Genomic DNA, 24,179 nt, shown 5'->3' with positions numbered 1-24,179 from the left:
GAATAAATATTTAGTTTTACCCGATCAAGCTAACGCAGGTAAAGGCAGATGAAAAATTATTTAAAGATCATTAATATTGATGAGTACTCCATTACCCCTAAGTACCTGCAGATAAGCAATTCCATTTTACGGGGCATCGAAGAAAAGAAAATTGACAAGGACGACATCCTGCCCTCAATAAACGACCTGAGCATTGCCCTCGAAGTTTCGCGCAATACCATTGAACGCGCCTATAAGGAATTAAAACGATACAACGTTATCAAGTCTATAGCGGGTAAAGGATATTTTATCTCGGCAACCTCATTTAATCAGCCTGTAAAAGTGCTGCTGCTTTTTAACAAGCTGAGCAGCCACAAAAAAATAATTTACGATGCCTTTGCCGAAACGCTGGGCAGTAACGCAGCCATTGATTTTTACATCTACAACAATAATTTCAACGTATTTAAAAAGCTGCTGGCAAACAGCATCGAGCACTATTCAAAACTGGTGATCATTCCGCATTTTATCGAAAGCACCGAAAATGCCATAGCCGTTATTAATGAACTACCTAAGGATAAGCTGATCCTGATGGATAAGCTTTTAGAGGGCTTAACCGGCAACTTTGGTGCAGTATACGAGAATTTTGAACAGGATATTTATTTCGCCCTGGAACAACTTGTGGAACAGCTGAGCAAGTACCATACGCTCAAAATCATCTTCCCTGAACATAGCTATTATTCAAAGGAGATCCTAACCGGGTTCTTGAATTTTTGCGGAAAATATGCCTTCGAATATGGCATCATCCACTCCCTGAAAAACGAAACCCTGCAGCCCGGCACTGTTTATATCAATTTAATGGAGGACGATTTGGTGGAGCTGATAGAAAAAATTATCGGCGATAAACTGAAGATCGGTGAAGATATCGGCGTGATCAGCTATAACGAAACGCCGCTTAAAAAGATCATCCTTAACGGCATCACCACCATATCCACCAACTTTAAGCTGATGGGCGAAAAGACCGCCGAAATGGTGCTCAACAACGGCAAGGAGCATGTTGCCATACCTTTTAAGGTTACTTATAGAAACTCCCTGTAATTAATTACCCCAATTGTCCGTTCTAAACGGCTCCGCAGGCAACCCGGCAGCGTTTTGCAGGTTGGTTACCGGCGCATTGGTAAAGGCATACCTTACAGCCAGGATCGGCAGGGGCGTACCTGCAGGGGCCACTACTGTAATCCCATTTCCTGCTATGTTTGCAACACCCTGCCTGAAAACTTGATCAGTACCGGCAACAAAAAAGAACTGTTTTAAAGGCTGGTTATTAATGGTCGTTAAGCCATTTGCGGTGCCTGCGCTGAAACTGATAGTTGCTGTATTACCATTTGCCGACCACGACGAAAAATGAGGCCCATAACACTCAACATTTTGGTTGAAGGTGTTTTTTAAAGCCAGCAGCGCAAGCCTTTCACCAACCGGTTTTTTGTTGCGGGGGTGATGATTGGCTTCTTCCCCAACGTCCATGGTAACAGCCATGCCCGTGCCCGGGGTGGATAAAACATTGGCCTGCCCCTCCCTGAACTTTGCAAGATAGTCGAGTGTTTTATCACCGCCCGGTGGATTGGTGGTGTTATAATCTTCGGCGAAGGGTGTTAGTTGTACAAGGTAAAATGGAAGGGCTGCGTCCTTAAATTGCGTTCGCCAGCCTTTTATCAACGCACTATTAAGCCTGGTATAGCTTGCCGGATCATCGTGCTGGTTATTTTCTCCCTGGTACCAAATAAAACCCCGGATGGCGAGGTTTGTGAGCGGGCTGATCATCCCGTTATACAGCGTTGAACTGTTGCCGGAATAATTGGCAGTTAAAACAGGGTCGCTTGCAATAGCATCCGTATTGGTCCATTCCTGGCAATATGATCCGTTAATGGCCGATACAATAATACCTATGGGTACATTAAGCGTAATATGCAGCTTGCGGGCGAAAAAGTATGCAACAGCGCTTAAGCTCCCTTCGTTTTGAGGCGAGCAAATATTCCATTTTACGGCCTTCTTTAGTTCTGTGGCCGGGCTGTTTTCGTAATCTTCCTGCACGGCAAGCGTGCGGATCAATGGGTAGTTGGCCGCGGCTATTTCGGCCTGGTAGTCAATCACCCCTGTAAAGGGCGCAATCACATCAACGGGCATCACCATGTTCGACTGACCCGAACAAACCCACACATCCCCTAATAAAATATTGGTAAGCACTATCCCCGCCCCGCCATCAGGCTTGGCAGTTATGGTTTGCGGGTTGACATTGGCAGGGCTTGCAGGTATGCTTAGCCTCCAGTTACCCGAGGCATCGGCAAAGGTATTGAGGGTATTTAGGTTCCAGCTTACGTTTACTGTTACCTTTTCATTTGCTGCTGCTGTTCCCCAAATTACAAGGGGCTTGTCGCGCTGCACCACCATATTGCTTTGCAGCAGCGAGCCTAATGCAAAACTACCTGTGCCGGTATGCTTTTGCGGCTCCGGGGTTTCCTTTTTACTACAGCCGGCTGCCAGTAATACCAGCAGCAACAGGCTCACCCATCTCATTTTCATACCCGGGCGGCTGAATAAATTAAGGACACAATAATTAACATAATCAACAGTTTAAACTCGGTACCAAAATAAAGAATATCGGGCATATTAAAACATATGGGAGCTTTGTTTGCTGTAATATTTTGCCGCCGTAAATACACGGGCCAAACTGCGGCAATGGTTAACTGCGGCTTCGCTTTCTGTCTTTCATACTAAATACGTATTTTGGGCCGATATAAGAAAGCCGCCCTTTCGAACTTTCCCTACTGATATCCATTGGACAATCTTTCGGACTTTCGGACTTTACTGACTTTCGGACTTCTTACACCCATGAATCCATACCAACAAAAAAAACGCTGGAAATACTCGTTGCTCACGTTTGCGGTAATAATCGCGAGCGGCTCATTATTGTATACCAGTTACCTTGTGCGCAACATTGCCCGCTCCGAACGTACCCGTGCGGAGGTTTGGGCCATGAGCATGAAACAGATCCTATCATCTGATGATAACGATTTTCTGAACTATACCATAGCTGTACGTGATAGTTCGCTTGTTCCGGCAATTGTTACCGATCTGAAGGGGGATATCCAGTTTACCCGGGGCCTCGACCCAGGAAAAACGCATATAAAACTGGAAGCCGAAGGAAATAAAAACAAGAAATACGACCTTCCTTATTTTGAGTCGGAACTGGCTTACATGAAATCGCAGCATGCGCCTATCAGGCTTAAGGTAATGGGCAATAACCTCGAGTGGCTTGTCTATTACAAGGACTCGGACCTGCTTACCCAGCTAAAGTTTTTCCCTTATATCCAGCTTTCGGTCATCGCCATATTTTTATTGCTGGCCTATACGGCATTCAGCTCGTCGCGAAAATCAGAGCAAAACCAGGTTTGGGTTGGGCTTGCCAAAGAAACAGCACACCAGCTGGGCACCCCTATATCTTCATTAATGGCATGGATTGAGCTGATGAAGGAACGGTTTTCAGAAAACGACTCCCTGATTGTTGAGATGGAAAACGACGTAAAACGGCTCGAAATTGTTGCCGATCGTTTTTCAAAGATCGGCTCAACACCAAAGCTTGAAGAGCATAAGGTTTACGAGGTGGTGAAGGATTTTGTAGACTACTTTAGGGTAAGGGTAAGCAAAAATATCGGCTTCGAGCTCACCGGCAACCCGCACCTGGTGGCCGGGTTAAATGTGCCATTGTTTGACTGGGTGCTGGAAAACCTGCTTAAAAATGCGGTTAACGCCATTGAAGGCAAAGGGCAGATTCATGTTGACATTTCAGGCAACAAAATTAAAAAGCAGGTATTTATTGATGTAAGCGATACCGGGAAGGGCATTCCACGTTCCAAATTTGACACGGTATTTCAGCCTGGTTATACTACCAGGAAAAGAGGTTGGGGCCTCGGGTTGTCGCTAACCAAGCGCATGATTGAAAATTACCACAACGGGCAAATTTTTGTGAAGGATTCGGAAGTTGGGAAGGGAACTACCTTTAGAATTGTATTAAAAAACGTTCGATATGATAAACAGACCAAATCCCGATGAGTATTCGGAATATGCCGGCCGCTATGTAAAGCTGGTGGGCGATGAGCCAATTTTAGACATCTTTAAACGCCAGCAGGAAGAAAGCTACAAATTATTTACCAGTTTAGGCGATGAAAAAGCCAAGCATGCTTATGCCGATGGCAAATGGACCATTAAGCAGGTGCTGGGCCACATGGCCGATACCGAAAGAGTGTTTGCTTACCGGGCACTGGTTTTCTCGCGCGAGTCGATAACGCTGCCGGGTTTCGACCAGGATGTGTATATGGAGCAGGCGACCTTTAACAGCCGCCCGCTTGAAGACCTTGCAAATGAATTTAAAACAATTCGTGAATCGAGCATTTACCTGTTCAAGTCGTTAACAGAACAGCAGTCCATGCAAAAAGGAATTGCCAGCGGCAGTCCCTTTTCTGTTCGCGCTTATGCCTATATGATTGCAGGGCACGAGCAGCATCACTGGAATATTTTGAAGGAGCGTTATTTATAGTTGAGTAGGTTGATTGAGTTAGATTGGGTTGATTAAGTTTGCCTGTCCTATGTTATTTCTCAACTAAATAATCAACCACTCACCAAATCAACTTAATCTAACTTATCTCCGCCTTTATCATTCTCCTTCTTCTCAATAAGATAAGAGATAAACAAACCCAGGCCGCCGAATATCGCAATCAGTGAAAAATAGATAGCGGGGTTGCCGTCGTCATCAAACCGGTGTGCGATGTGGGCAAACAAGGTATTATCTAAAACGTAAGCCAAAAATAAGCCCAGGCCTGCGCCTATCATTAATAAACCCCATTTTAAGTTTAGAAAAGGAGCCGATTGAACTTTGTACCTGCGCGGATCCATACCGCGTTCAATCATTGCCATTCTTTCGCGTTTGGCAAGGTAAACAATTCCAAAAATCATTGCGAATAAGGCTAAAGGCACTATAATTGCCACCATTACTCCAAGTTCTTTTGCGTGATCTTCCATGATATTTAATTCTTAATTTTTAATAATTTGTTTTTGTTTAAAGCACCATTATGGTGTATTTGTAAGCTATGACCACATGATTTTTAAAGAGGTTACACATAGATTGAAAAAAGTTGTAAATGTTTGTTTGTAGGGGCGTATTGCATACGCCCTATACAATATTTCAACCCAACTGGTGTCAAGGGCGTATGCAATACGCCCCTACGGAAATCGGATAAATATTATTTGCTATTACAACTCTTACAACAACTACAACCATTACAACCCCTACAACAACTACAACCGTTACAACTTTACACAACCAAAAACAACTATCTTTACAAAACAGTGTAACCTCAACTGATAATACATCGTCAGAGATCTATATAAATGCAAAGCAAGCTTTCGGATATAGAGTTGATAGACCAGGTACTGGCGGGAAACCAGTCGGCGTATGCCGATTTGGTTAAGCGGCACCAGCGCTTTGTGTTTACGCTGGCCATGCGTTTTGCAAAGGGACGGGAAGATGCCGAGGAGATTGCGCAGGATTGCTTTATAAAGGCATACCGCTCGTTATCAACGTTCCAAAGGCAGGCAAAGTTCAGTACGTGGCTTTATAGTATTGTGTATACCACTGCCATGACATTTTTGCGGAAGAAGCGGGTGGACACTGACTCGATTGATGACGAAGGCACTTTTATACAGGTAGAAAGCCAATCTTCGGCTTATGACGTTAACAATGCGGAAAATAAGTCGAGGTCTTTTTATCTTAACCAGGCCATTGAACAGCTTTTGCCCGACGATGCTGCCATAATAACCATGTTTTACAAAGGCGAACAATCGCTGGAGGAAATAGGGCAGGCGCTGGGCATGGAGGCCAATACGGTGAAGGTAAAATTATTCAGGGCGCGCCAGCGTTTAAAAGACAAGCTGGAACGCAATTTAAAACATGAAGCAAAGGAACTGATATGAATCATATAGAAGAACAACTTTGGAACTACATTGACGGCAATTGCACGCCGGATGAGCAAAGCGCCATTGTAAAGCTTATCGCAAGCGATGAAGCCTATCGCCTCAAATACCAGGAATTGCTGGCGCTTAACAATGAGTTTTCAGCCATTGAGCTTGACGAGCCGCCTATGGCTTTTACGTACAATGTAATTGAGGCCATCCGCACCGAAAATGCGCAGGTGCCGCTTAAGGCCGCTATCAACAAGCGGATAATTATGGGGATAGCCTTATTCTTTATTATTGCCCTGGCGGGGTTCATTACCTATACCCTGGTTAGTTTTAACTGGTCGGCCCAGAGCTTGCCGGATGTTGCGGCAAAGGTGCCGGTTGACTTTAAGGTTCCGCAGATAAGCAGCAGCATATCAAAGCCAATTGTTGAGGGCTTCCTGTTTTTCGACGTAGTGCTTGGCTTGTTTTTGTTCGACACCTTTCTGCGTCGAAAAAATGTTGCAAAACAGATCAAGTAGTGTATAAAAAAAACAACACGTTTTTATTGATGTATACCCTGCGGTACATTTAAAAAGCATATAACGCACCTTTGTCATACAGGCTTTTTGGCAGAATATATTTCACCGCATATTATTTGGTACAGTAATTGATAAACAATATGCGGACTGGTACTCACCAGTTCAATTGTGATAAGGTTTAGGTTGAAAGTCCCCCGCAGCAAGTGTGGGGGGCTTTTATTTTTTTATGCGACTTTACCTTTGTAATATTTTCAAGTCTGATATTATAATAAAGCGACAATTAATAACTTAGCAGTACGTTAAAAGTCAAGAAGCAAGAGACAAGAGTCAAGATGAAAAAGAACGTAGTTGGTTAAATATGAGCTAACAGGTTTGTTTTTCAGAAAGATTTGTCTTTACCCCCGGTTCCTTACTTTTGATCTTAATTCCGACATGACAACCATTCCAACCATGAAAAAGCAATACCTATACCTACTACTTGTTATATTTTTAACAGGCATTTGTTGTAAAAGCAACGCGCAGGCTCCACGTATTCCGGAGGCGAGCCCTACACAAACCATTATTCAGGATTTTGGCTTAGGCAAAATCACCATAACTTATTCAAGGCCAGCCGTTAAAGGGCGGGTTATTTTTGGCGGAATAAACCCTTACGGGCAGGTTTGGCGCACCGGCGCAAATGCCGCTACCACCATAAGCTTTACAGAAAACGTGATAATAGAGGGGCACAAGGTACCTGCCGGAACTTATTCTCTTTTCAGTATTCCTGATAAGGATGAGTGGACAATTATTTTAAATAAAACCGCAAAGCAATGGGGCGCTTACGACTACAAGCAAGCCGACGACCTTTTGCGTTTTACGATAAAGCCTATCTACCTTGCTGAAAAACGCGAAAGCTTCACTATTCAATTTGCAAATGAAACCACGCATTCTGCCGATCTGCACCTGGTGTGGGATCATACCGCAGTATATATTAAGCTAAATACGGATGATGACGCGAAGATAATGGCCAACATTGATAAACTAATGAGGGGCGACCGCAAGCCTTATTACTTTAATGCCATACAGTATTATTATGAAAATAATAAGGATTTAAACATCGCATTGAAATGGGCCCTTGAGGCGCAAAAGGTGGAACCTGAAGGTTCATGGTTTAAGCTATGGGAAGCCCGCATCCGCCTTAAAATGGGCGATAAGGAAGCCGCAATCAAAGCTGCCCAACAAGGTGTCGACATGGCAAAGGCAAGTAACGACGATGAATATGTGAGGCTAAATCAAGCCGTTATTGACCAGGCTAAAAGTTAATTTTGGGACTTCTTTTCCAGAAAATGGAATTATGGCAAACGTTGCCGGGCCAGGCGGATTTTTTTTAATCTTTTCCCAATAAAAATTTGAGCATCATTAAATCGTTAAGTCTTTTCGTATTAGCCGGGCTGTGCGAAATTGGCGGCGGCTATTTGATCTGGCTGTGGTTAAAATCAGATAAGCCTGTTTGGTACGGCATCATCGGCGGGTTGGTGCTGGTGCTCTACGGTGTCGTAGCCACCTGGCAAACTGCTAACTTCGGCCGGGTTTACGCCACCTACGGCGGCATCTTCATTGTAATGGCCCTGCTGTGGGCCTGGAAGGTAGATGGCTTTAAACCCGATAAATATGATATTATCGGAGCCGCAATAGCGTTGATAGGCGCCTGTATAATTATCTATATGCCGCGTCGTTAGTTTTTGAACGATGATTAAAGGATTTTAGGATTACTTGATGCTAATAAAGCTAACAATCCTGTCATCCTTAAATCAAGCGAATCATGGTTCAAAAAAAGAAAAGCATCCTAAAATCCTATTAATCTTAAAAATCTTAGTTTAACCGCTTCTCAGGAAATAACGGGTTAATGCCCACAGCAATTACAATCACCATAATACAACCTATCGCGTTTAGCCACAAATAGGCAACCAGCCCGAAAACGCCCAGCAGGCAAATGGTTAGCTCTGTAATAACAGCGGCTATAAATACCGCGTTGCCTCTTATCCTTTTTAAATAAAAGGCTACCACAAACACGCCCAATATGGTACCGTATACATACGAACCAAGCTGGTTTACATACTCCAGCAAATTACCAACCTTGCTGGCGTAAAGCGCCATCCCAATACAAACCAGTCCCCAAAAAATGGTGGCTAACCTTGAGGCATACAAGTAGTTTTTATCGGTAGCGCCGGGGTTGATGATGCGCTTATAAATATCAACCACACTGGTAGATGCCAGCGAGTTTAATGCGCTTGCCGTTGAGCCCATGGAGGCCAAAAATATAATAGCCACTAACAAACCGATCAATCCACGGGGCAGGTAATGCGTAACAAAGTTAAGGAACACGTAATTGGTATCATCCTCATTTGCCTTGGCATTGTTCTTTTTCATAATACCGATGGCTTCCTTGCGGATGTCAGCGGCTTGCTTATCGGCAACTTTTAAGTCCTGTTGCGCCTGGTTTATTTGTATTTTGTCGTTTCCATCCAATGCCCTTACCAGTGCATCCGCCTTGTTTTTACGGGCGGCAAATACTGCGGTATATTGGTCTTCAAGCTTATTATATTGCCCGGCATAGCTGCTTGCCTTTACCTGTTTTACCTCGTACTGGTTAAAAAACATGGGCGGTCGGTTAAACTGGTAAAATGCAAAAACCAACACGCCTATCAGTAGGATTAAAAACTGCATCGGGATCTTGAGCAGCCCATTCATGATCAACCCCATCCGGCTTTGCCCAACGGAGCTGCCGGTTAAATAGCGGCCCACCTGGCTTTGGTCGGTACCAAAATAGGAAAGCTGCAAAAAGAAACCGCCGATCAACCCGCTCCAAACGTTGTAGCGGTTGCTCGGGTCAAACTTCCAGTCTATCACGTTCATACGGCCCAGCTTACCACCCAGCTTAATGGCCTTAACAAAACCTACATTATCGGGCAGCAGGTGCACCACCATGGCCCCGGCAAAAAACATCCCTAAAAAAATAATGCTCATTTGCAGCAGCTGCGTATACGAGACGGCTTTAGTACCGCCGTAAACGGTGTAGAATATTACCAGGCAACCAATAAACAGCGTGGTATAAACGGTATTGATGTTGAGGATGGTCGACAGGATAATGGACGGCGCATAAATGGTGATGCCGGTGGACAGCCCGCGCTGGATCAAAAATAAAAAGGACGTTAGCGCACGGGTCTTGAGGTCGAAACGGTTTTCTAAAAATTCGTAAGCGGTATAAACCTTAAGTTTATGAAAGATGGGTACGAATGTAACGCAGAGCACGATCATGGCCAGCGGCAGGCCGAGGTAGAACTGCACAAAGCGCATCCCATCGGAATAGGCCTGGCCGGGTGCGGATAAAAAGGTGATAGCACTGGCTTGCGTAGCCATTACCGACAGCCCCACGTGGTACCAGCGGAGGGAGCGGTTGCCCATCAGGAACTGATCGATATTTGTGTTGGCGCCACTTTTCCATACACCATATATTACAATGGTAAGCAGCGTAACGCCAAGGACGATCCAGTCGGTTAAGCTCATTCAAAAATGATGGTGATGAGCCAGAAAGCAACAATTAGCAGGACCAGCCAGCCGGCAACAATGCCATAAAACTGGTTCCAGCTACGTATAAATGCAGGCAGCTCAGGATCAGGCCTGGCCACGTCCTCTCACGAAAACGTTCAGGAAAAAGCCCGCAAATAACAGGCCCACAACGCCTAAAATTGGAATAAGAATGGCAGTATAGTCGATAACTACACCTGTAAACAGGCCGCTCAGCAATCCTATCAGGTAATACAGGTAATCGTAGCTTTTTTCTTCTTCGTGATGTGTCATGACAATCGATTTATTATGGAGCAAAAATAAAGATTAAATAATGTATCGCAATAGGCGAAGTGTTAATTGTTTGGGGTGTTTATTTTTCCGTAGGGGCGTATCGCATACGCCCTTATACACAATACAGGCAACCAACGCTATCTAGTTCATTTGTATTATTCGTCGCGCGGCGAGGGCGTATGCGATACGGCCCTACAGTTTGCGTTATGGATTCACCTGCGTTTTTGGCTTGCTCAGCAAATTGATGAACAGCTTATATGCCCCCGGAACACCCGCCGGCAATTGCCTGAAAAATGCCAGTGACGTATAAACAAATCGCCCCTCGCCGTAATTGCCAGTGATCAGCGCCCCACTATTGGGCGCCTCGCCGGGATCGTTCATTTGCAATACCTGCTGATATTTAGGGTCGATATCGCCTACAAAATAAAGCCCGCGTTCCTGTACCCAGCCGCTGAAATCGTCCTGGGTTATGGTGTTGGGGTAGTTTACAATAGGGTTTTGCTTATCCAGGATGGTCACCTTTGCATTTTCATCCGTAACCCGCTGGTTAACCGGTCGGAATGGATACGGACCAATTTGCTTGGTTACCAGCCCGTTGTTGTTGTTATACTGAACAACCAGGTTGCCGCCATTTTTTACATATTCGAGCAATTTGGGCTGCTCAATGGCTAAACGATCATTCACGTTGTAGGCACGCACCCCGGTAACAATGGCATCATAGCCGGAAAGATCGCCGTTCATTATCTCCTTTTCGCTCAGCTCATGTACATCATACCCCACCTGGCGCAATGCCTCGGGCACAAGATCGCCTGCGCCTTCTATATACCCAATTTTTTTGCCTGCAATTTTCAGGTCGATATCAATGAGTTTGGTTTGCGATGGGGGGAACAAGGTGATATTAGGGATGTGATCATACCTGATGCGCTGTAGGCCCAATGCATATTGTTTACCATTAGCCGTTGTTACAGCCAGCAAAACGCCGGTTTTTTGCTGACCATCCATTGGGCTCACCATAAAAACAGCTGACCATTCATCGCCTTTTTCCTTGCCTGAAAAATCAATTTTCTCAGGGCTTATTTTCCACCCCGTCAAAGGTTTTAAACTGATACTACCTGATGCTTTGGTGAAACTCTTTAATTTTATTTCGATGTTCTGCGGCTGCTTCGAGTTGAAGATATAATCCTTGGCAACTATGTTAGCGGTGACTGGGGGCGTGATCTCTACAGGTTGATAAATCTCGCCCTTAGCCGGATCAACGTATTTAAATTCCAGCTTTCGGTCTGCTACAACCGGGCGGCCTTCTATCAAAAACTCAAACCTTACTATTGGGGCGCCGGGGTTTTCCGGGTTGCCTATATTGCCCTCGTTGCTAATGGAATAAACACCAATAGGGTGAGGCGACTCAAGCCAGTAGGGTTGTGAAATAGCCCCGGCCACACAATCGTTGCTGATTGTTTGAAGCTCGTTGGCCGGGATCGTCTTATTGGTTACCGGCAATTCATACTGCGCTTCCGGCTCAAAAAAGTCTTTGGTGTTGCCGGCATTATCCTGGTGCTGTATTACCGTTAGCTTATCGAGCGAAATATTTAAGCCATACCTGTTAATTATTTGTGAACGAATGCTTATTTGCCCGCCAACGGCGTAGGTTGGCTCGGCAGCGTAAGCTTCAAACCATAGTCCGGCGCAGGCAGTTATTAAATTGTTAAGCTCTTTTGTTTTTTGAGCGCGCCAGTAAGCGTCGGTCAGCTGGCTAACTTTAGCAAGCAGCTTCACAAGGGCCGGCACCGATTGCTGCGGTTTATCAGCATCGAAATTCTTGCGGATGATATTTATCCCTGCATCAATATCTTCACCGCCTTTAACGCGCTTCCACGTAGTGTTTACGCCATCCATTAAATCGGCTTGCGGGGCATCACCCAAAATGGTCTTGAAATATTCAAATGAGCTGCCGCGTTGGCGTGCAGAGCCGAAGCCCTGCGTTTTATGATTACTGCGGCTTTCGGCAGCCAATTCACCGTAGCCTTTGCCAAGTGTTGGGTTATAAACGCCCACATCAATCTTAAACTGGTCAGGGCTGGTGGTATTAACACTGCCAAAACTAAAGGTGTTCCACAATAATCTTTTAGCCTGCCATGGCTGTACATACGCCAATTGCTCCGGGAAACGCTTCGGATCGGCAGCGGCGGCAAATGCCTCCTGCGCTAAAATTGCCGATGAGGTATGATGCCCGTGTCCGCCTTCGCCGGTGGTAGGGAACCTGCAAATAATCACATCGGGCCTGAACTTGCGGATCACCCAAACTACATCGCTCAACACCTTTTCCTTATCCCAGATCTTCAATGTTTCCTCCGGCCCCTTCGAAAAGCCAAAATCATTAGCCCGGGTAAAAAATTGTTCTGCACCGTCAACCCGGCGTGCTGCCAGTAATTCCTGCGTGCGGATCAACCCTAACAGCTCCCCCTGCTCATTGCCCAGCAGGTTTTGCCCACCATCGCCACGCGTCATTGACAGGTAGCCGGTGCGGTAATGCTTTTCCTGTGCCAGGTAGGCCAGCAGGCGGGTATTTTCGTCATCCGGGTGGGCTGCTACGTAAAGCACACTGCCGAGTACGTCAAGTTTCTTGAAATTTTGTTGTATGGTTGCGATGTCGCTGGGAGGTGCTGTTTGTGCAGCGGCAACAGAAGCCACAAATAAAAATGCGGCGATGAATTTAATGCTGTTCATGTAAACAAATATATTGAAAGAAGTTGGGAAAGTCCGGAAGTCAGTAAAGTCCGAAAGTCGGGAAGAAAGTGGTCTTTTAGAAGCTGAAAGCCTAGCTTTTTTCAACTGAATCCCCCCGGAATATTTATTCATATTTTTTCTTTACCCATAACAAAACTATTAAAAATGAGTGCTATGCAAAACAGCACCGCGAAAGATGGGATTAGGGTGACGAAAAGGCTTTGATAGCGGCCAATTCAACACAGGAAAATCGTTTTAAAACAGGAGGCTCCTATGGAGCCGTTAAACAGCGTCTTACGGTCCTATAAACAGGTAGTTCCGCTGGAACTATTGGGCGGCCAATCAAGGACTCCGGCGGAGTCACCTGTTTATTGCATAGATGAATATAACTAACGGCTCCATAGGAGCGCCCTATTTGTCATTGAATTTAAAAGCGATTTATCCGTAATTCCACAGTCCTTCACCCTTTAATATAATATCAATTATATATTTTAGCAGCATTAACCGCTAAACTACTATGAAGACCGTCTTCCTTATCATCTGCCTCTTTATTATAAACACAAGCTTCGCCCAGGTAAAACGGGTTGACAGGGTGGTTGACTCCTGCATCAAAAAAAACTTTAACGGCGCGGTGCTTATCGCCAAAAATGGTAAAATTGAATATCTTAAATATACAGGCATCGCCAACAGGCATTATAACATCAAATATTCCAACCAAACTATATTCCATTTATTTTCGGTTACCAAAACGTTTACGGCGGCTTTAATAATGCAGCTGGTGGAACAAAACAAGGTCAACCTTGATTCAACCATATCAACGTATTACCCCGATTATAAAGGCGAGGCGGCAAAAAAGGTAACTATCCGCAATTTACTTACCTACACCAGCGGCATGTTTCATAAGGACCTGAGCAACCGGGAGATGCTGCTTGAAGCGTATAGTAATGATGCCTGGCCCCTGGATACGTTTATTACCCGGTATGTTTCTGAAAAGCTGATAGATACCCCCGGCACCAAGTTTAATTATAACAACGGCGACTATATTTTATTGGGTAAGATAATTGAAAACGTTTACCACAAACCCTATGAGCAGGTGTTAAAGGAAAAAATATTGATCCCGCTTAAAATGAACCATACAGGGTTGCTGCACCATGAGGATATTATAAAAAATATTGATGAGGGGTATTCAAACCAGGATGGCAGCACAACTGTGCTTTATTCATCCACCAATTATTATATAGATAACTATTATTCAGCAGGCGGGATATATTCGACACCAACAGATCTGCTGAAATTTGACCAGGCTATTTTTAATCATACGATCTTCAAAAAGAAAACTGCCGACCTGATGCTTACCTCCTATCCAAAGCTTGGCGACGTGGCATTCGGCTTTTGGGTGTATCCTAAAAAGTTTGGGAAAGTGAATACCATTTTTGTCGAAAGGCAGGGTACCGGCTACGGGCACCACTCCAATTGGATCCATTTGACTGATAAAGGGCTTACGTTTATTTTACTCTCAAATACCGATACCGTTGATTTAAATAAGATGCGCATGAGGGTGATTGCGGCTTACCTGGGGCAGTAAAAATTAACGGGTTAGCTGCACAATTGAAATAATTTACTACCTTGCCAATATTCAAATGCGCATAAATAGTTTACATATCGCAAACACTAATTCAGCAAGCCCGCTTTTGGGTGCAGCGCTGAATTTTAACCTGATTCTGCTGGTTATTACTGTCATTTTAAACAAATGGAGGGTAACCTAACTATATAAAAAATTTAAAGATAGTTGTTAGCCCTCCACACCGGAGGGCTTTTTTTTTTGCTCAAAAACCAATAATTAATGTATGAAAACACCCCGGCCCACCCAAAATGATCATTGCATCATTGCTATTTATTCCGATGATAAAAAAGGCTTGCTCGGCCAGATCCTCGACATACTCAACAGGCGCAGCTATACCGTCGGCTGCCTGAATGTTTCGCGTACCGACCTCAGCGAGATTGTATTGATCACCATGGAAGTTAAGCTGCCCTTAAACGAGCTGCAAACCTTGCTGCGGAAGATTGAAAAGATCATCGAGGTGCATCATGCAATAGCCTATATGCCTGGCGAACAGGAATTAAATAAAGTTGGCTTTTACCGGGTGTCGAACGAATTAATGGATGACGACCTTTGGCTGCTGTTGCAAAAATACGGGGCCACAGTAAGCAAGATCTTTGATGATTCGGTGGTGATCCAAAAAACGGGAACGGATAGTGATCTGAATGAACTGTACAACAGGCTGGATGGCGAGTACCTGTTAAGCTTTTGCAAAAGCGGGCTCATAGTTGAGAAAAGTTTGATGCAATTGGATAAGTATTTTGAGGTGGATAGGGAGATGGTGGTGGTTGCATAGAGACATCTCTAAACCAGATCGTCATTGCGAGGAACGAAGCAATCTCTACAGAGGACGCTCACGAACCTTGCGTTTTGTGACCTAAAATGCGGCATTCAGGTCACCACAAAGTTTGTATTTCGTTGATTAGCATGTGCAGAGGTTGCTTCGTTCCTCGCAATGACGATGGGCTAAAGTGCTGATTTTGTCCCTCAATTCGCACCCCTTACCCCGCTCTTATATCCGCTTGGCGTAATGCCCTCTATTTTTTTAAAGGCCCGGCTAAAGTAATTAAGGTTATTAAAGCCGGCTTTAAAGCAAGCTTCGGAGATGCTGTTGTAGGGATTATTCATCAACTGCTTTGCCAGCTGGATACGCTCCTTTATGATATAATCAACCGGCGAGATGCCAAGTTCCTGCTTAAAGGCGCGGAAAAAGCTGGGCTTGCTCATAAATGTCATCTGGCTCAGGGCGTCGATGTTTAGCTTTTCGGTGAGGTGTACGCGGATATATTCCAGCAGGTAGGCAAACCTGCTCCCGGTAGAAAGCTCGTGCGAATGTGCGCTCACATCGTGCAGGTTCTGCATCTGCATAATGCGGATCAGCAGTTCCTTCAAGGTGAGGTTTGCCAGCACATCCTTTGTCAAAGCATCGCCGGTGCTGATGCGGATCAGCTTATTGATCAGCTGCGCCAGTTCGTAATTATTAAAAAAATGAAACTGGTTGTAGTTCAGTTTCCAGGTATTCCTGTCTTCACGCGGGTAATTCTCGTTCAAAAAATCAAGCGTGTTCATGATCTCCTGCTGGTTAATGGCCAGCGCGGTACATTGTGATGGTTGATTTGCTGTTGCCTCCGGAAAATCAATTTTCATGGTGATGTTTGGCGGTACAATTACCGTTTCACCCGGCAGGTAATCAAACCCTGGTTGGTCGAACAAATGCATCACTTTTTTGCCGCGCAACATACTGGTGATTACCAGGTCGCTGAAAGTTAGTGGCACCAGTTCGCTGCGTTCGTAGGTTTCAAAAATGTTTAGCTCACAATGGTTCATAGTGTAAGCCTTACGATTTTCTACAAGCGTTCTTACCTCCTTCTGCGTTGAAAGCGATAACGGGTTTACCAGGTTTCTATTGGTCATATCGGCGGTTGCCAAATTGAGTACAAATTAGGCATACTAATATTCATTTACAAATACTTATCCAAAATGATAGCATTGTGCTACCATTTGATACCATAGTGCAAATGGTCGGCAAGCAGCAAGCCTAACTTAGCACTACCAATTAAAACTAAAAAACATGAGTATTGTTGCAAAACCGGCTTTTAAAGAAAAGTACGACAATTTTATTGGCGGCAAATTTGTGCCGCCTGTTAAAGGCGAATATTTCGAAAATATTTCCCCTATTGATGGGAAGGCATTCACCAAAGCAGCCAGATCAGGCAAAGAAGATATTGAGCTGGCTTTGGATGCCGCTCATGAAGCATTCGCAACCTGGGGTAAATCATCTGCCGCTTACCGCGCGTCCATCCTCAACAAAATTGCCGATGTAATTGAAGAGAACCTGGAATACCTGGCAGTTGTTGAATGTATTGATAATGGCAAGGCCATCCGCGAAACAAGAGCTGCAGATCTTCCGCTGGTTGTAGACCATTTTCGTTATTTCGCCGGCGTGATTCGTGCCGAAGAGGGCGGAATTTCTGAGCATGACGAATATACCGTGAGCATTTGCCTGCATGAGCCGATTGGCGTTGTTGGACAGATCATCCCGTGGAATTTCCCGTTACTTATGGCTACCTGGAAAATTGCACCTGCCCTTGCCGCCGGTAATTGCTGCGTGGTAAAACCTGCCGAGCAAACGCCGACCTCTATCATGATATTGATGGATTTGATAAAAGATATCCTGCCTCCCGGAGTTTTAAACATTGTAACAGGCTTCGGCCCGGAAGCAGGCAAGCCGCTTGCATCATCACCACGAATCTCCAAAGTATCATTTACCGGAGAAACTACAACAGGGCGCTTGATCATGCAATATGCGTCTGAAAACCTCATCCCTGTTACTATGGAGCTTGGCGGTAAATCACCGAATATTTTCTTTGAATCTGTTGGCAATGCTGATGATGAGTTTTTTGACAAGGCGATAGAAGGCGCAGTAATGTTTGCCCTTAACCAGGGCGAGGTTTGTACCTGCCCATCGCGCATATTGGTACATGAAAACATCTACGATAAATTTATAGCCAGGGTAATTGAAAGAACTAAAGCCATAAAAATGGGTAACCCGCTCGACGGCGATACCATGATGGGCGCACAGGCATCGAACGATCAATACGAAAAAATTCAATCGTATCTTAAGATCGGCAAGGAAGAAGGCGCAGAAGTGCTTTGCGGCGGCGAAATAAAACAATTGGACGGCGAACTTGGTGGTGGCTACTACATCCAGCCAACCTTGTTTAAAGGGCACAACAAAATGCGCATCTTCCAGGAAGAGATCTTCGGCCCGGTGGCTTGCGTAACTACCTTTAAAACTACCGAAGAAGCCATCGCGATAGCAAATGACACACTTTATGGTCTTGGTGCAGGTGTTTGGACACGCGATGCACACGAACTTTACCAGGTTCCGCGCGCAATACAAGCCGGGCGTGTTTGGGTGAATAATTACCATGCGTATCCCGCACACGCACCTTTCGGCGGTTATAAAAAATCTGGCTTTGGCCGCGAGAATCATAAAATGATGCTAGGCTATTACCGCCAGACAAAGAACATGCTGATTTCCTACAACAAAAACAAACTGGGCTTTTTTTAGTAACTGATTAACTGATCCTGCACATGCACCGGGATTGACTAACCCGGGTATGTGCTTTTTCATTTAAAATATCATCATGACAAAAAGAGTTTTAGTAGATGCCGATGCTTCCAGCCTGATTGCGGATTTAAAAAGCCGCTTCGGCGATCTGATGTTTCACCAGAGCGGGGGTTGCTGCGACGGCTCATCACCCATGTGTTTTGAGAAGGGCGAATTTAAACTCGGCGGCAGCGATGTAAAACTCGGCACCATTGATGGCTGTGAATTTTGGATGAGCAAGGACCAGTTTGAATATTGGCAACATACCCAGCTTACCATCGGCGTAACCAAAGGCCGGGGCTCCAGTTTTTCGATTGAGATCCCCTCCGGCTTTCGTTTTATGATCCACTCCAGGTTATTTACCGATGAAGAAATGAAGGATTTGGAACCCGTTGAATTTATTGAGGATTGATCTTTTTAGCGCATCGAATTATAGCGATGGGTTTAAAACCCATCGCTATGAAAAAGCCGCTCGCATATCTTAAAACAGATTTCACGTGTATTTATTTGCGCCTCGCCTTTTAAATTCACCAAAATCCCTACTTTTGCAGCAAATTTATTGATCCGGACATGAGCACTACAAAAGGCCCGATATCGCAGTTTATTGAAAGAAACTACCTGCACTTTAACGCAGCAGCATTGGTTGATGCAGCAAAAGGATACGAAACCCACCTGCTTGAAGGCGGAAAAATGATGGTTACCTTAGCAGGCGCCATGAGCACCGCAGAGCTAGGCATTTCGCTTGCCGAGATGATCCGCGCAGGAAAAATCGACATCATTTCTTGTACAGGAGCGAACCTGGAAGAGGATATCATGAACCTGGTAGCACATTCACATTACAAACGTGTGCCTAATTACCGCGATTTAAGTCCGCAGGATGAGTGGGACTTATTAGAGAACCATTATAACCGTGTTACCGATACTTGTATCCCCGAAGAAGAAGCTTTCCGCCGCTTACAAAAGCATATCTATAAATTATGGAAGGATGCAGACACCGCAGGTGAGCGTTATTTCCCGCATGAATACATGTACAAAATGCTGCTAAGCGGCGTATTGGAACAATATTATGAGATAGACCCTAAAAACTCATGGATGCTGGCTGCTGCCGAAAAGAACCTGCCGATAGTAGTACCGGGATGGGAAGACAGCACAATGGGTAACATCTTTGCTTCGTATGTAATCAAAGGTGAAATAAAAGCTTCAACCATGAAGAGCGGTATCGAATACATGGCCTGGTTAGCCGGCTGGTATCCCGAAAACTCAGGCGGTAAGGGAGTAGGATTTTTCCAGATCGGTGGCGGTATTGCCGGCGATTTCCCTATCTGCGTTGTGCCAATGCTTTACCAGGATATGGAAATGCCCGAAATTCCGTTCTGGAGCTATTTCTGCCAGATCTCTGATTCAACAACTTCATACGGTTCGTATTCAGGAGCTGTTCCAAACGAAAAAATAACCTGGGGTAAGTTAGATATTCATACGCCTAAATTTATTGTAGAAAGTGATGCTACTATAGTTGTACCATTGATTTTTGCATGGATTTTGGGACAATAAACTGAACTTGTCTTAACGACTATAGCCCGATTTCAGAATGAGGTCGGGCTTTTTTGTGCTCAATCATCAACACTATGAATTGCCAATATTTTTAGCATTTTGTTTGTTTTATTGTTGACAGAGAATTATATTGCATTTTATTCACATTTATGAAAAAGGAAGTAATAGTTGAATTATTTGGTCGCTTTGAACAAGCCTGTTATAACTATAATGGAATAGAATGCTGGAGCGCGAGAGAGTTACAGGAAATCTTAGGATATTCCAAATGGACTAATTTTATAAATGTAATTGATAAAGCAAAAAAAGCGTGTGAAAATGCCGATTCCAGCGTCTCAGATCATTTTGCCGATGTCGGTAAAATGATCGCGATAGCAAACGGAGCACAAAGAGAACTTGAAGATATCGCATTAACCCGCTATGCTTGTTACCTGATTGCTCAAAACGGCGACCCAGCGAAACCGGCAATTGCGTTTGCTCAAACTTATTTTGCTGTTCAAACGCGCAAGCAAGAGATTATTGAACAACGCCTGATAGACGTAGAACGAGTTACAGCTCGCGATAAACTATCTAAATCCGAGAAAAAACTATCCGGTATTTTATATGAACGTGGTGTAGATAGCCAGGGCTTTGCAATCATCCGCTCCAAGGGTGATCAGGCCTTATTTGGCGGCTTCAGTACTAATGATATGAAGAAAAAGCTGGGTGTGCCGGCGGCTAAGCCCTTAGCTGATTTCCTCCCTACCCTCACAATCAAAGCAAAAGATTTTGCAAATGAACTAACCAGCCATAATGTAATTGAAAAAGACCTGAATAATCAATCGTCTATTTCAAAGGAACATGTCGATAATAATAAGGCGGTAAGAGACATTCTGTTAAAAAGAGGCGTAAAACCGGAAGCTCTTCCCGCAGCTGAAGACGTAAAGAAATTGGAACGACGGTTAGACACCGATGGAAAGAAAGTAAATAAAAGAAACTAACGCTGGTGTTGATAAAACATTAGTGATGTTATTTATGTAAATTAGCTACAGCATTATTTTATGAAAAGTACCTGTACCCATTTACTATTGTTATTCGTGGTGTTCATCTCCGCCTGCTCCCCTAAGGGCCCATACGCCCTAACCAATAAATTTTATAAAGACAAGACAAAAGATTTTACAGAAACCATAAAACAGGAACTACCGGCAACCTTGACTGATAGCTCCGGCATGGCGATCCCCTCGGAGTTTGTAGGCACAGTTAATTTCGGCATCCGGAAGCCTAATTTTGTGATCATCCACTTTACCGCTCAGGATTCGGTGCAGCAAACGCTAAAAACCTTTACCGTTACAACTACGCAAACCAGCGCTCACTATGTGATCGCCAAAAACGGCAAGGTGTTCCACATGGTAAATGATTATTTAAGAGCCAATCACGCCGGGTTGGGAAAATGGGGAAGCGTTACGGATATGAACAGCTGCTCGATAGGCATCGAGATAGATAATAACAGCCAGGAAAGATTTACCGATCAGCAGATCAATAGCCTGCTTATCTTATTGGCACAGCTTAAAAAAGCCTATAACATCCCACAGGCAAACTTCATCGGTCACCAGGATTTTGCACCCAAACGTAAACCAGATCCCGGACCCCTTTTCCCATGGAAAACGCTCGCCCAACATGGCTTCGGATTTTGGAGCGACGATCTATTAGAGCTTCCGCCTGAAAATTTTGACTACACCATAGCGCTTAAGCTGATAGGTTACGATACTTCAGATCTTAATGCAGCAGTAGTGGCCTTTAAGCGGCATTTTGTTCAAACCGACATCACTCCGCAATTAACGCAGCTGGATTTGAATGTGCTATACAATGTATACGTTAAATATAGCGGGCAGTAGGGGACTGCCCCCTTTAGCAAAACAATTTTGCCGGTAAGTTTTTATTTGCCAATACTTTTTGAAGCAACAAAGGTGCCGCCTGTAGCTGTGTACTTCACAGTTTTGCCTTCGTAATCGTCTTGTGTAAATAATTTACCGGAAAAGGTCCCTTTAATAATATCGGAAGTTACAGCTGTGATGGTAACTGTTCCTTGTGGATTCCCCGGTTGGGTTGCGAAAAAATCATTATCGTTCGGGAAGTATAATAGTGCTGAACTATTTGCCTGGGCGAACACGGTAGAAGCAGGGAACACATCGCCTGCTTTAATTAAGGCAATATCCTTAAAAAGCTCAACTTCAAAAGTAGCACCGGTTGGAACGCCATTAGCAAGAGTAGTACCGGTTATTATCGTTTGCTTTGATGAGCCGGCTTCAGCAGTACTTATTAAACATGCACTATAGCTTACAGCTTTCCCGTTCAATGTGAGCTTCATTGATTGCGTGCTGGAGGCGTTCGGGTCGGAGCTCTTTTTGCAGGAGCCCAACGTAATGGCAGCAGCCATTACCGCAATTAAAAATTTTGTTGTCTGTTTCATGCGGTCTTTTACGGTAAAAATGGCCTTATTGTTACCCTATTGGCGTTTTTTATATTTATACAAAAAAAGCCAACCCTCAGGATTGGCTTTTTGCAGCGCACAAAAATAACGCTTATTTCTTAACCCAACCGTCCTTTAAGGTTACCGTTCTGTTAAATACAAGCTTGTCGCTGGTTGAGTTTTTATCGAGCGTAAAATAACCTTTGCGCATAAATTGGTACCCTTTGCCGGCAACAGCAGTTGCAAGATCAGGCTCAATGTAAACATTGGGCAATACATGTAAACTGTTCGGGTTTATATATTCCTTAAAATCACCATCCTCGTTTGACGGGTCTTCCACCTTAAACAAGCGATCATATAAACGCACTTCAGCAGTTTTGGCATGCGGTACGCTCACCCAATGGATAGTCCCCTTAACATGGATCCCGCTGGTATCATTCTGTGATTTCGATTCCGGGATGTAAGTACAATGGATCTCTGTTACATTGCCATCGGCATCCTTAACAAAACTGTCGCATTTAACAATATAGGCGCTTTTGAGGCGCACCATCAGGCCCACGCCCAACCGGAAGAATTTCTTTGGCGGTTCTTCCATAAAATCCTCGCGCTCTATCCAAAGCTCATTGCTGAACGGGATGTCCCGGCCGCCTTCACCGCCTTCAACCTCAGGGTTGTTTTCGCTATAAAGATTTTCTGTTCGACCCTCGGGGTAATTGGTGATCACCATTTTAATAGGATCAAGCACGGCCATACGGCGCCAGGCTGTTTTATTCAGGTCCTCGCGGATACAGAATTCCAGCAGACCAACGTCGATCATATTCTCGCGCTTGGCAACACCAATGCGCTCGCAAAACTCGCGGATAGATGCAGGCGTATAACCCCGGCGGCGTAAACCGCTAATGGTAGGCATCCGCGGATCGTCCCAGCCGTCAACCTGCTTTTCCTCAACCAACTGCAGCAGCTTGCGCTTGCTCATCACTGTGTAGTTAAGGTTTAAACGGGCAAACTCGTATTGCTTTGAAGGGAAGATCTCCAGCTTTTCAATAAACCAGTTGTACAATTCGCGGTGTGACACAAATTCAAGCGTACAAACCGAGTGGGTAATTTCCTCGATCGCATCCGACTCGCCGTGGGCGAAATCATACATGGGGTAAATACACCATGCATCACCGGTGCGGTGATGGTGGGTATGCTTAATGCGGTACATCAGCGGATCACGCATCAGCATATTTGGCGATGCCAGGTCAACCTTTGCGCGTAATACCTTGGCACCGTCGGGATATTTCCCGGCTTTCATATCAGCAAACAACTGCAGGTTTTCTTCAATGCTGCGGCTGCGGTACTGGTTTGGCGTACCGGGCTCTGTTGGCGTGCCCTTTTGTGCGGCTATCTCTTCAGAAGTACTGTCATCAACATAAGCCAGGTCCTTTTTTATAAGCTTAACGGCAAATGCATAAAGCTGCTCAAAATAATCGGATGCGTACAATTCATTGGCCCATTCAAAGCCAAGCCATTTTACATCAGCTTTAATACTATCCACGTATTCGGTTTCTTCCTTACTTGGGTTGGTATCATCAAAGCGAAGGTTAGTTTTACCACCGTAACGCTGCGCCAATCCAAAGTTCAAACAAATCGACTTTGCGTGGCCAATATGCAGGTATCCGTTAGGCTCGGGGGGGAAACGGGTAAGTACTCTGCCATTGTTTTTGCCGGCGGCTAAATCCTCTTCAACTATCTCCTCTATAAAATTTAATGATCTTTCTTCACTCATGATATTTGTACAATCGGGCAAAGGTAAGAAATTGGAATTTGATAGGCTAACGGTTCTTCAACAAGCATTTTCTTTACCACAAACATTTCATAACCCCTCCCGGCCTCCCCCTAAGTTTAGGGGGA

Annotated in this window: 22 protein-coding genes; 14 read left to right on the top strand and 8 right to left on the bottom strand. The window is 44.6% G+C overall.

Annotated elements, in window-relative coordinates; genetic code table 11:
- Positions 1-48 precede the first annotated feature (48 nt).
- Positions 49-1,074 (top strand): GntR family transcriptional regulator, encoded by a 1,026-nt coding sequence (locus KXD93_RS28190; RefSeq protein WP_258140907.1) that lies wholly within the window; start codon positions 49-51, stop codon positions 1,072-1,074.
- On the opposite strand, the gene KXD93_RS28185 is transcribed toward KXD93_RS28190, so the two are convergent.
- Positions 1,075-2,556 (bottom strand): sialate O-acetylesterase, encoded by a 1,482-nt coding sequence (locus tag KXD93_RS28185; RefSeq protein WP_258140906.1) that lies wholly within the window; start codon positions 2,554-2,556, stop codon positions 1,075-1,077.
- A 309-nt stretch (positions 2,557-2,865) separates the two neighbouring features.
- Between KXD93_RS28185 and KXD93_RS28180 the strand changes: the two genes are divergently transcribed.
- A complete protein-coding gene (locus tag KXD93_RS28180) occupies positions 2,866-4,086 on the top strand; it encodes a sensor histidine kinase (protein WP_258140905.1) in 1,221 nt (406 codons plus the stop codon).
- Positions 4,061-4,570, top strand: coding sequence for a DinB family protein (locus KXD93_RS28175; RefSeq protein ID WP_258140904.1), 510 nt, complete (start codon positions 4,061-4,063; stop codon positions 4,568-4,570). Before KXD93_RS28180 ends, KXD93_RS28175 begins: the two co-directional genes overlap by 26 nt.
- Positions 4,571-4,662: 92 nt before the next feature.
- On the opposite strand, the gene KXD93_RS28170 is transcribed toward KXD93_RS28175, so the two are convergent.
- Complete coding sequence (locus KXD93_RS28170) at positions 4,663-5,052, bottom strand: DUF6249 domain-containing protein (protein ID WP_258140903.1); 390 nt, start codon at positions 5,050-5,052, stop codon at positions 4,663-4,665.
- Between the two features lie 369 nt (positions 5,053-5,421).
- Between KXD93_RS28170 and KXD93_RS28165 the strand changes: the two genes are divergently transcribed.
- From KXD93_RS28165 to KXD93_RS28150, 4 genes are all read left to right on the top strand, one after another.
- A complete protein-coding gene (locus KXD93_RS28165) occupies positions 5,422-6,003 on the top strand; it encodes an RNA polymerase sigma factor (RefSeq protein WP_258140902.1) in 582 nt (193 codons plus the stop codon).
- The gene (locus KXD93_RS28160) at positions 6,000-6,509 is read left to right on the top strand and encodes an anti-sigma factor (protein WP_258140901.1); all 510 of its coding nucleotides are present in this window, start codon (positions 6,000-6,002) and stop codon (positions 6,507-6,509) included. Before KXD93_RS28165 ends, KXD93_RS28160 begins: the two co-directional genes overlap by 4 nt.
- 450 nt (positions 6,510-6,959) lie before the next feature.
- Entirely contained in the window at positions 6,960-7,811 is an 852-nt protein-coding gene (locus tag KXD93_RS28155) for a DUF2911 domain-containing protein (RefSeq protein ID WP_258140900.1), read from the top strand.
- A gap of 86 nt (positions 7,812-7,897) precedes the next feature.
- On the top strand, positions 7,898-8,227 hold the full coding sequence (locus KXD93_RS28150; protein ID WP_258140899.1) for a YnfA family protein: 330 nt from the start codon (positions 7,898-7,900) through the stop codon (positions 8,225-8,227).
- 133 nt (positions 8,228-8,360) lie between these two features.
- Here KXD93_RS28150 and KXD93_RS28145 read toward each other — a convergent pair whose 3' ends face one another.
- The 3 genes from KXD93_RS28145 to KXD93_RS28135 form a co-directional block, all read right to left on the bottom strand.
- Positions 8,361-10,055 carry a sodium:solute symporter family protein gene (locus KXD93_RS28145; protein ID WP_258140898.1) on the bottom strand — a complete coding sequence of 565 codons (1,695 nt, stop codon included), beginning with the start codon at positions 10,053-10,055 and terminating at the stop codon, positions 8,361-8,363.
- 108 nt (positions 10,056-10,163) lie between these two features.
- The gene (locus tag KXD93_RS28140; protein WP_258140897.1) at positions 10,164-10,349 is read right to left on the bottom strand and encodes a hypothetical protein; all 186 of its coding nucleotides are present in this window, start codon (positions 10,347-10,349) and stop codon (positions 10,164-10,166) included.
- Between the two features lie 204 nt (positions 10,350-10,553).
- Positions 10,554-13,073 (bottom strand): PIG-L family deacetylase, encoded by a 2,520-nt coding sequence (locus KXD93_RS28135; protein WP_258140896.1) that lies wholly within the window; start codon positions 13,071-13,073, stop codon positions 10,554-10,556.
- A gap of 517 nt (positions 13,074-13,590) precedes the next feature.
- On the opposite strand from KXD93_RS28135, the gene KXD93_RS28130 reads away from it, so the two are divergent.
- Both KXD93_RS28130 and KXD93_RS28125 read left to right on the top strand, forming a co-directional pair.
- Positions 13,591-14,658, top strand: a complete 1,068-nt coding sequence (locus KXD93_RS28130) for a serine hydrolase domain-containing protein (protein WP_258140895.1) — start codon at positions 13,591-13,593, stop codon at positions 14,656-14,658.
- A gap of 262 nt (positions 14,659-14,920) precedes the next feature.
- On the top strand, positions 14,921-15,469 hold the full coding sequence (locus KXD93_RS28125; RefSeq protein ID WP_258140894.1) for an ACT domain-containing protein: 549 nt from the start codon (positions 14,921-14,923) through the stop codon (positions 15,467-15,469).
- Between the two features lie 191 nt (positions 15,470-15,660).
- Here the strand turns inward: KXD93_RS28125 and KXD93_RS28120 are convergent, their stop codons facing one another.
- The gene (locus KXD93_RS28120) at positions 15,661-16,587 is read right to left on the bottom strand and encodes an AraC family transcriptional regulator (protein ID WP_258140893.1); all 927 of its coding nucleotides are present in this window, start codon (positions 16,585-16,587) and stop codon (positions 15,661-15,663) included.
- Positions 16,588-16,744: 157 nt separating this feature from the next.
- Between KXD93_RS28120 and KXD93_RS28115 the strand changes: the two genes are divergently transcribed.
- The 5 genes from KXD93_RS28115 (at position 16,745) to KXD93_RS28095 (ending at position 21,708) form a co-directional block, all read left to right on the top strand.
- Positions 16,745-18,247: an aldehyde dehydrogenase family protein gene (locus KXD93_RS28115; protein ID WP_308726309.1), complete on the top strand. Its 1,503-nt coding sequence runs from the start codon at positions 16,745-16,747 to the stop codon at positions 18,245-18,247.
- Positions 18,248-18,323: 76 nt separating this feature from the next.
- A complete protein-coding gene (locus KXD93_RS28110) occupies positions 18,324-18,698 on the top strand; it encodes a DUF779 domain-containing protein (RefSeq protein ID WP_258140892.1) in 375 nt (124 codons plus the stop codon).
- A gap of 158 nt (positions 18,699-18,856) precedes the next feature.
- The gene (locus KXD93_RS28105) at positions 18,857-19,837 is read left to right on the top strand and encodes a deoxyhypusine synthase family protein (RefSeq protein ID WP_258140891.1); all 981 of its coding nucleotides are present in this window, start codon (positions 18,857-18,859) and stop codon (positions 19,835-19,837) included.
- Positions 19,838-19,986: 149 nt separating this feature from the next.
- Positions 19,987-20,814 carry a DNA damage-inducible protein D gene (gene dinD, locus KXD93_RS28100; protein WP_258140890.1) on the top strand — a complete coding sequence of 276 codons (828 nt, stop codon included), beginning with the start codon at positions 19,987-19,989 and terminating at the stop codon, positions 20,812-20,814.
- 60 nt (positions 20,815-20,874) lie between these two features.
- Complete coding sequence (locus KXD93_RS28095; RefSeq protein ID WP_258140889.1) at positions 20,875-21,708, top strand: N-acetylmuramoyl-L-alanine amidase; 834 nt, start codon at positions 20,875-20,877, stop codon at positions 21,706-21,708.
- A 41-nt stretch (positions 21,709-21,749) separates the two neighbouring features.
- Here KXD93_RS28095 and KXD93_RS28090 read toward each other — a convergent pair whose 3' ends face one another.
- Both KXD93_RS28090 and KXD93_RS28085 read right to left on the bottom strand, forming a co-directional pair.
- Positions 21,750-22,283, bottom strand: a complete 534-nt coding sequence (locus KXD93_RS28090; protein WP_258140888.1) for a hypothetical protein — start codon at positions 22,281-22,283, stop codon at positions 21,750-21,752.
- A 112-nt stretch (positions 22,284-22,395) separates the two neighbouring features.
- On the bottom strand, positions 22,396-24,054 hold the full coding sequence (locus KXD93_RS28085) for a glutamine--tRNA ligase/YqeY domain fusion protein (protein WP_258140887.1): 1,659 nt from the start codon (positions 24,052-24,054) through the stop codon (positions 22,396-22,398).
- Positions 24,055-24,179 lie beyond the last annotated feature (125 nt).

The sequence above is a fragment of the Mucilaginibacter phenanthrenivorans genome (assembly GCF_024721155.1).
Classification (GTDB): Bacteria; Bacteroidota; Bacteroidia; order Sphingobacteriales; family Sphingobacteriaceae; genus Mucilaginibacter; species Mucilaginibacter phenanthrenivorans.
The sequence above is the reverse complement of the archived record's forward strand: the minus strand, read 5'-3'. Positions and strand labels throughout refer to the sequence as shown.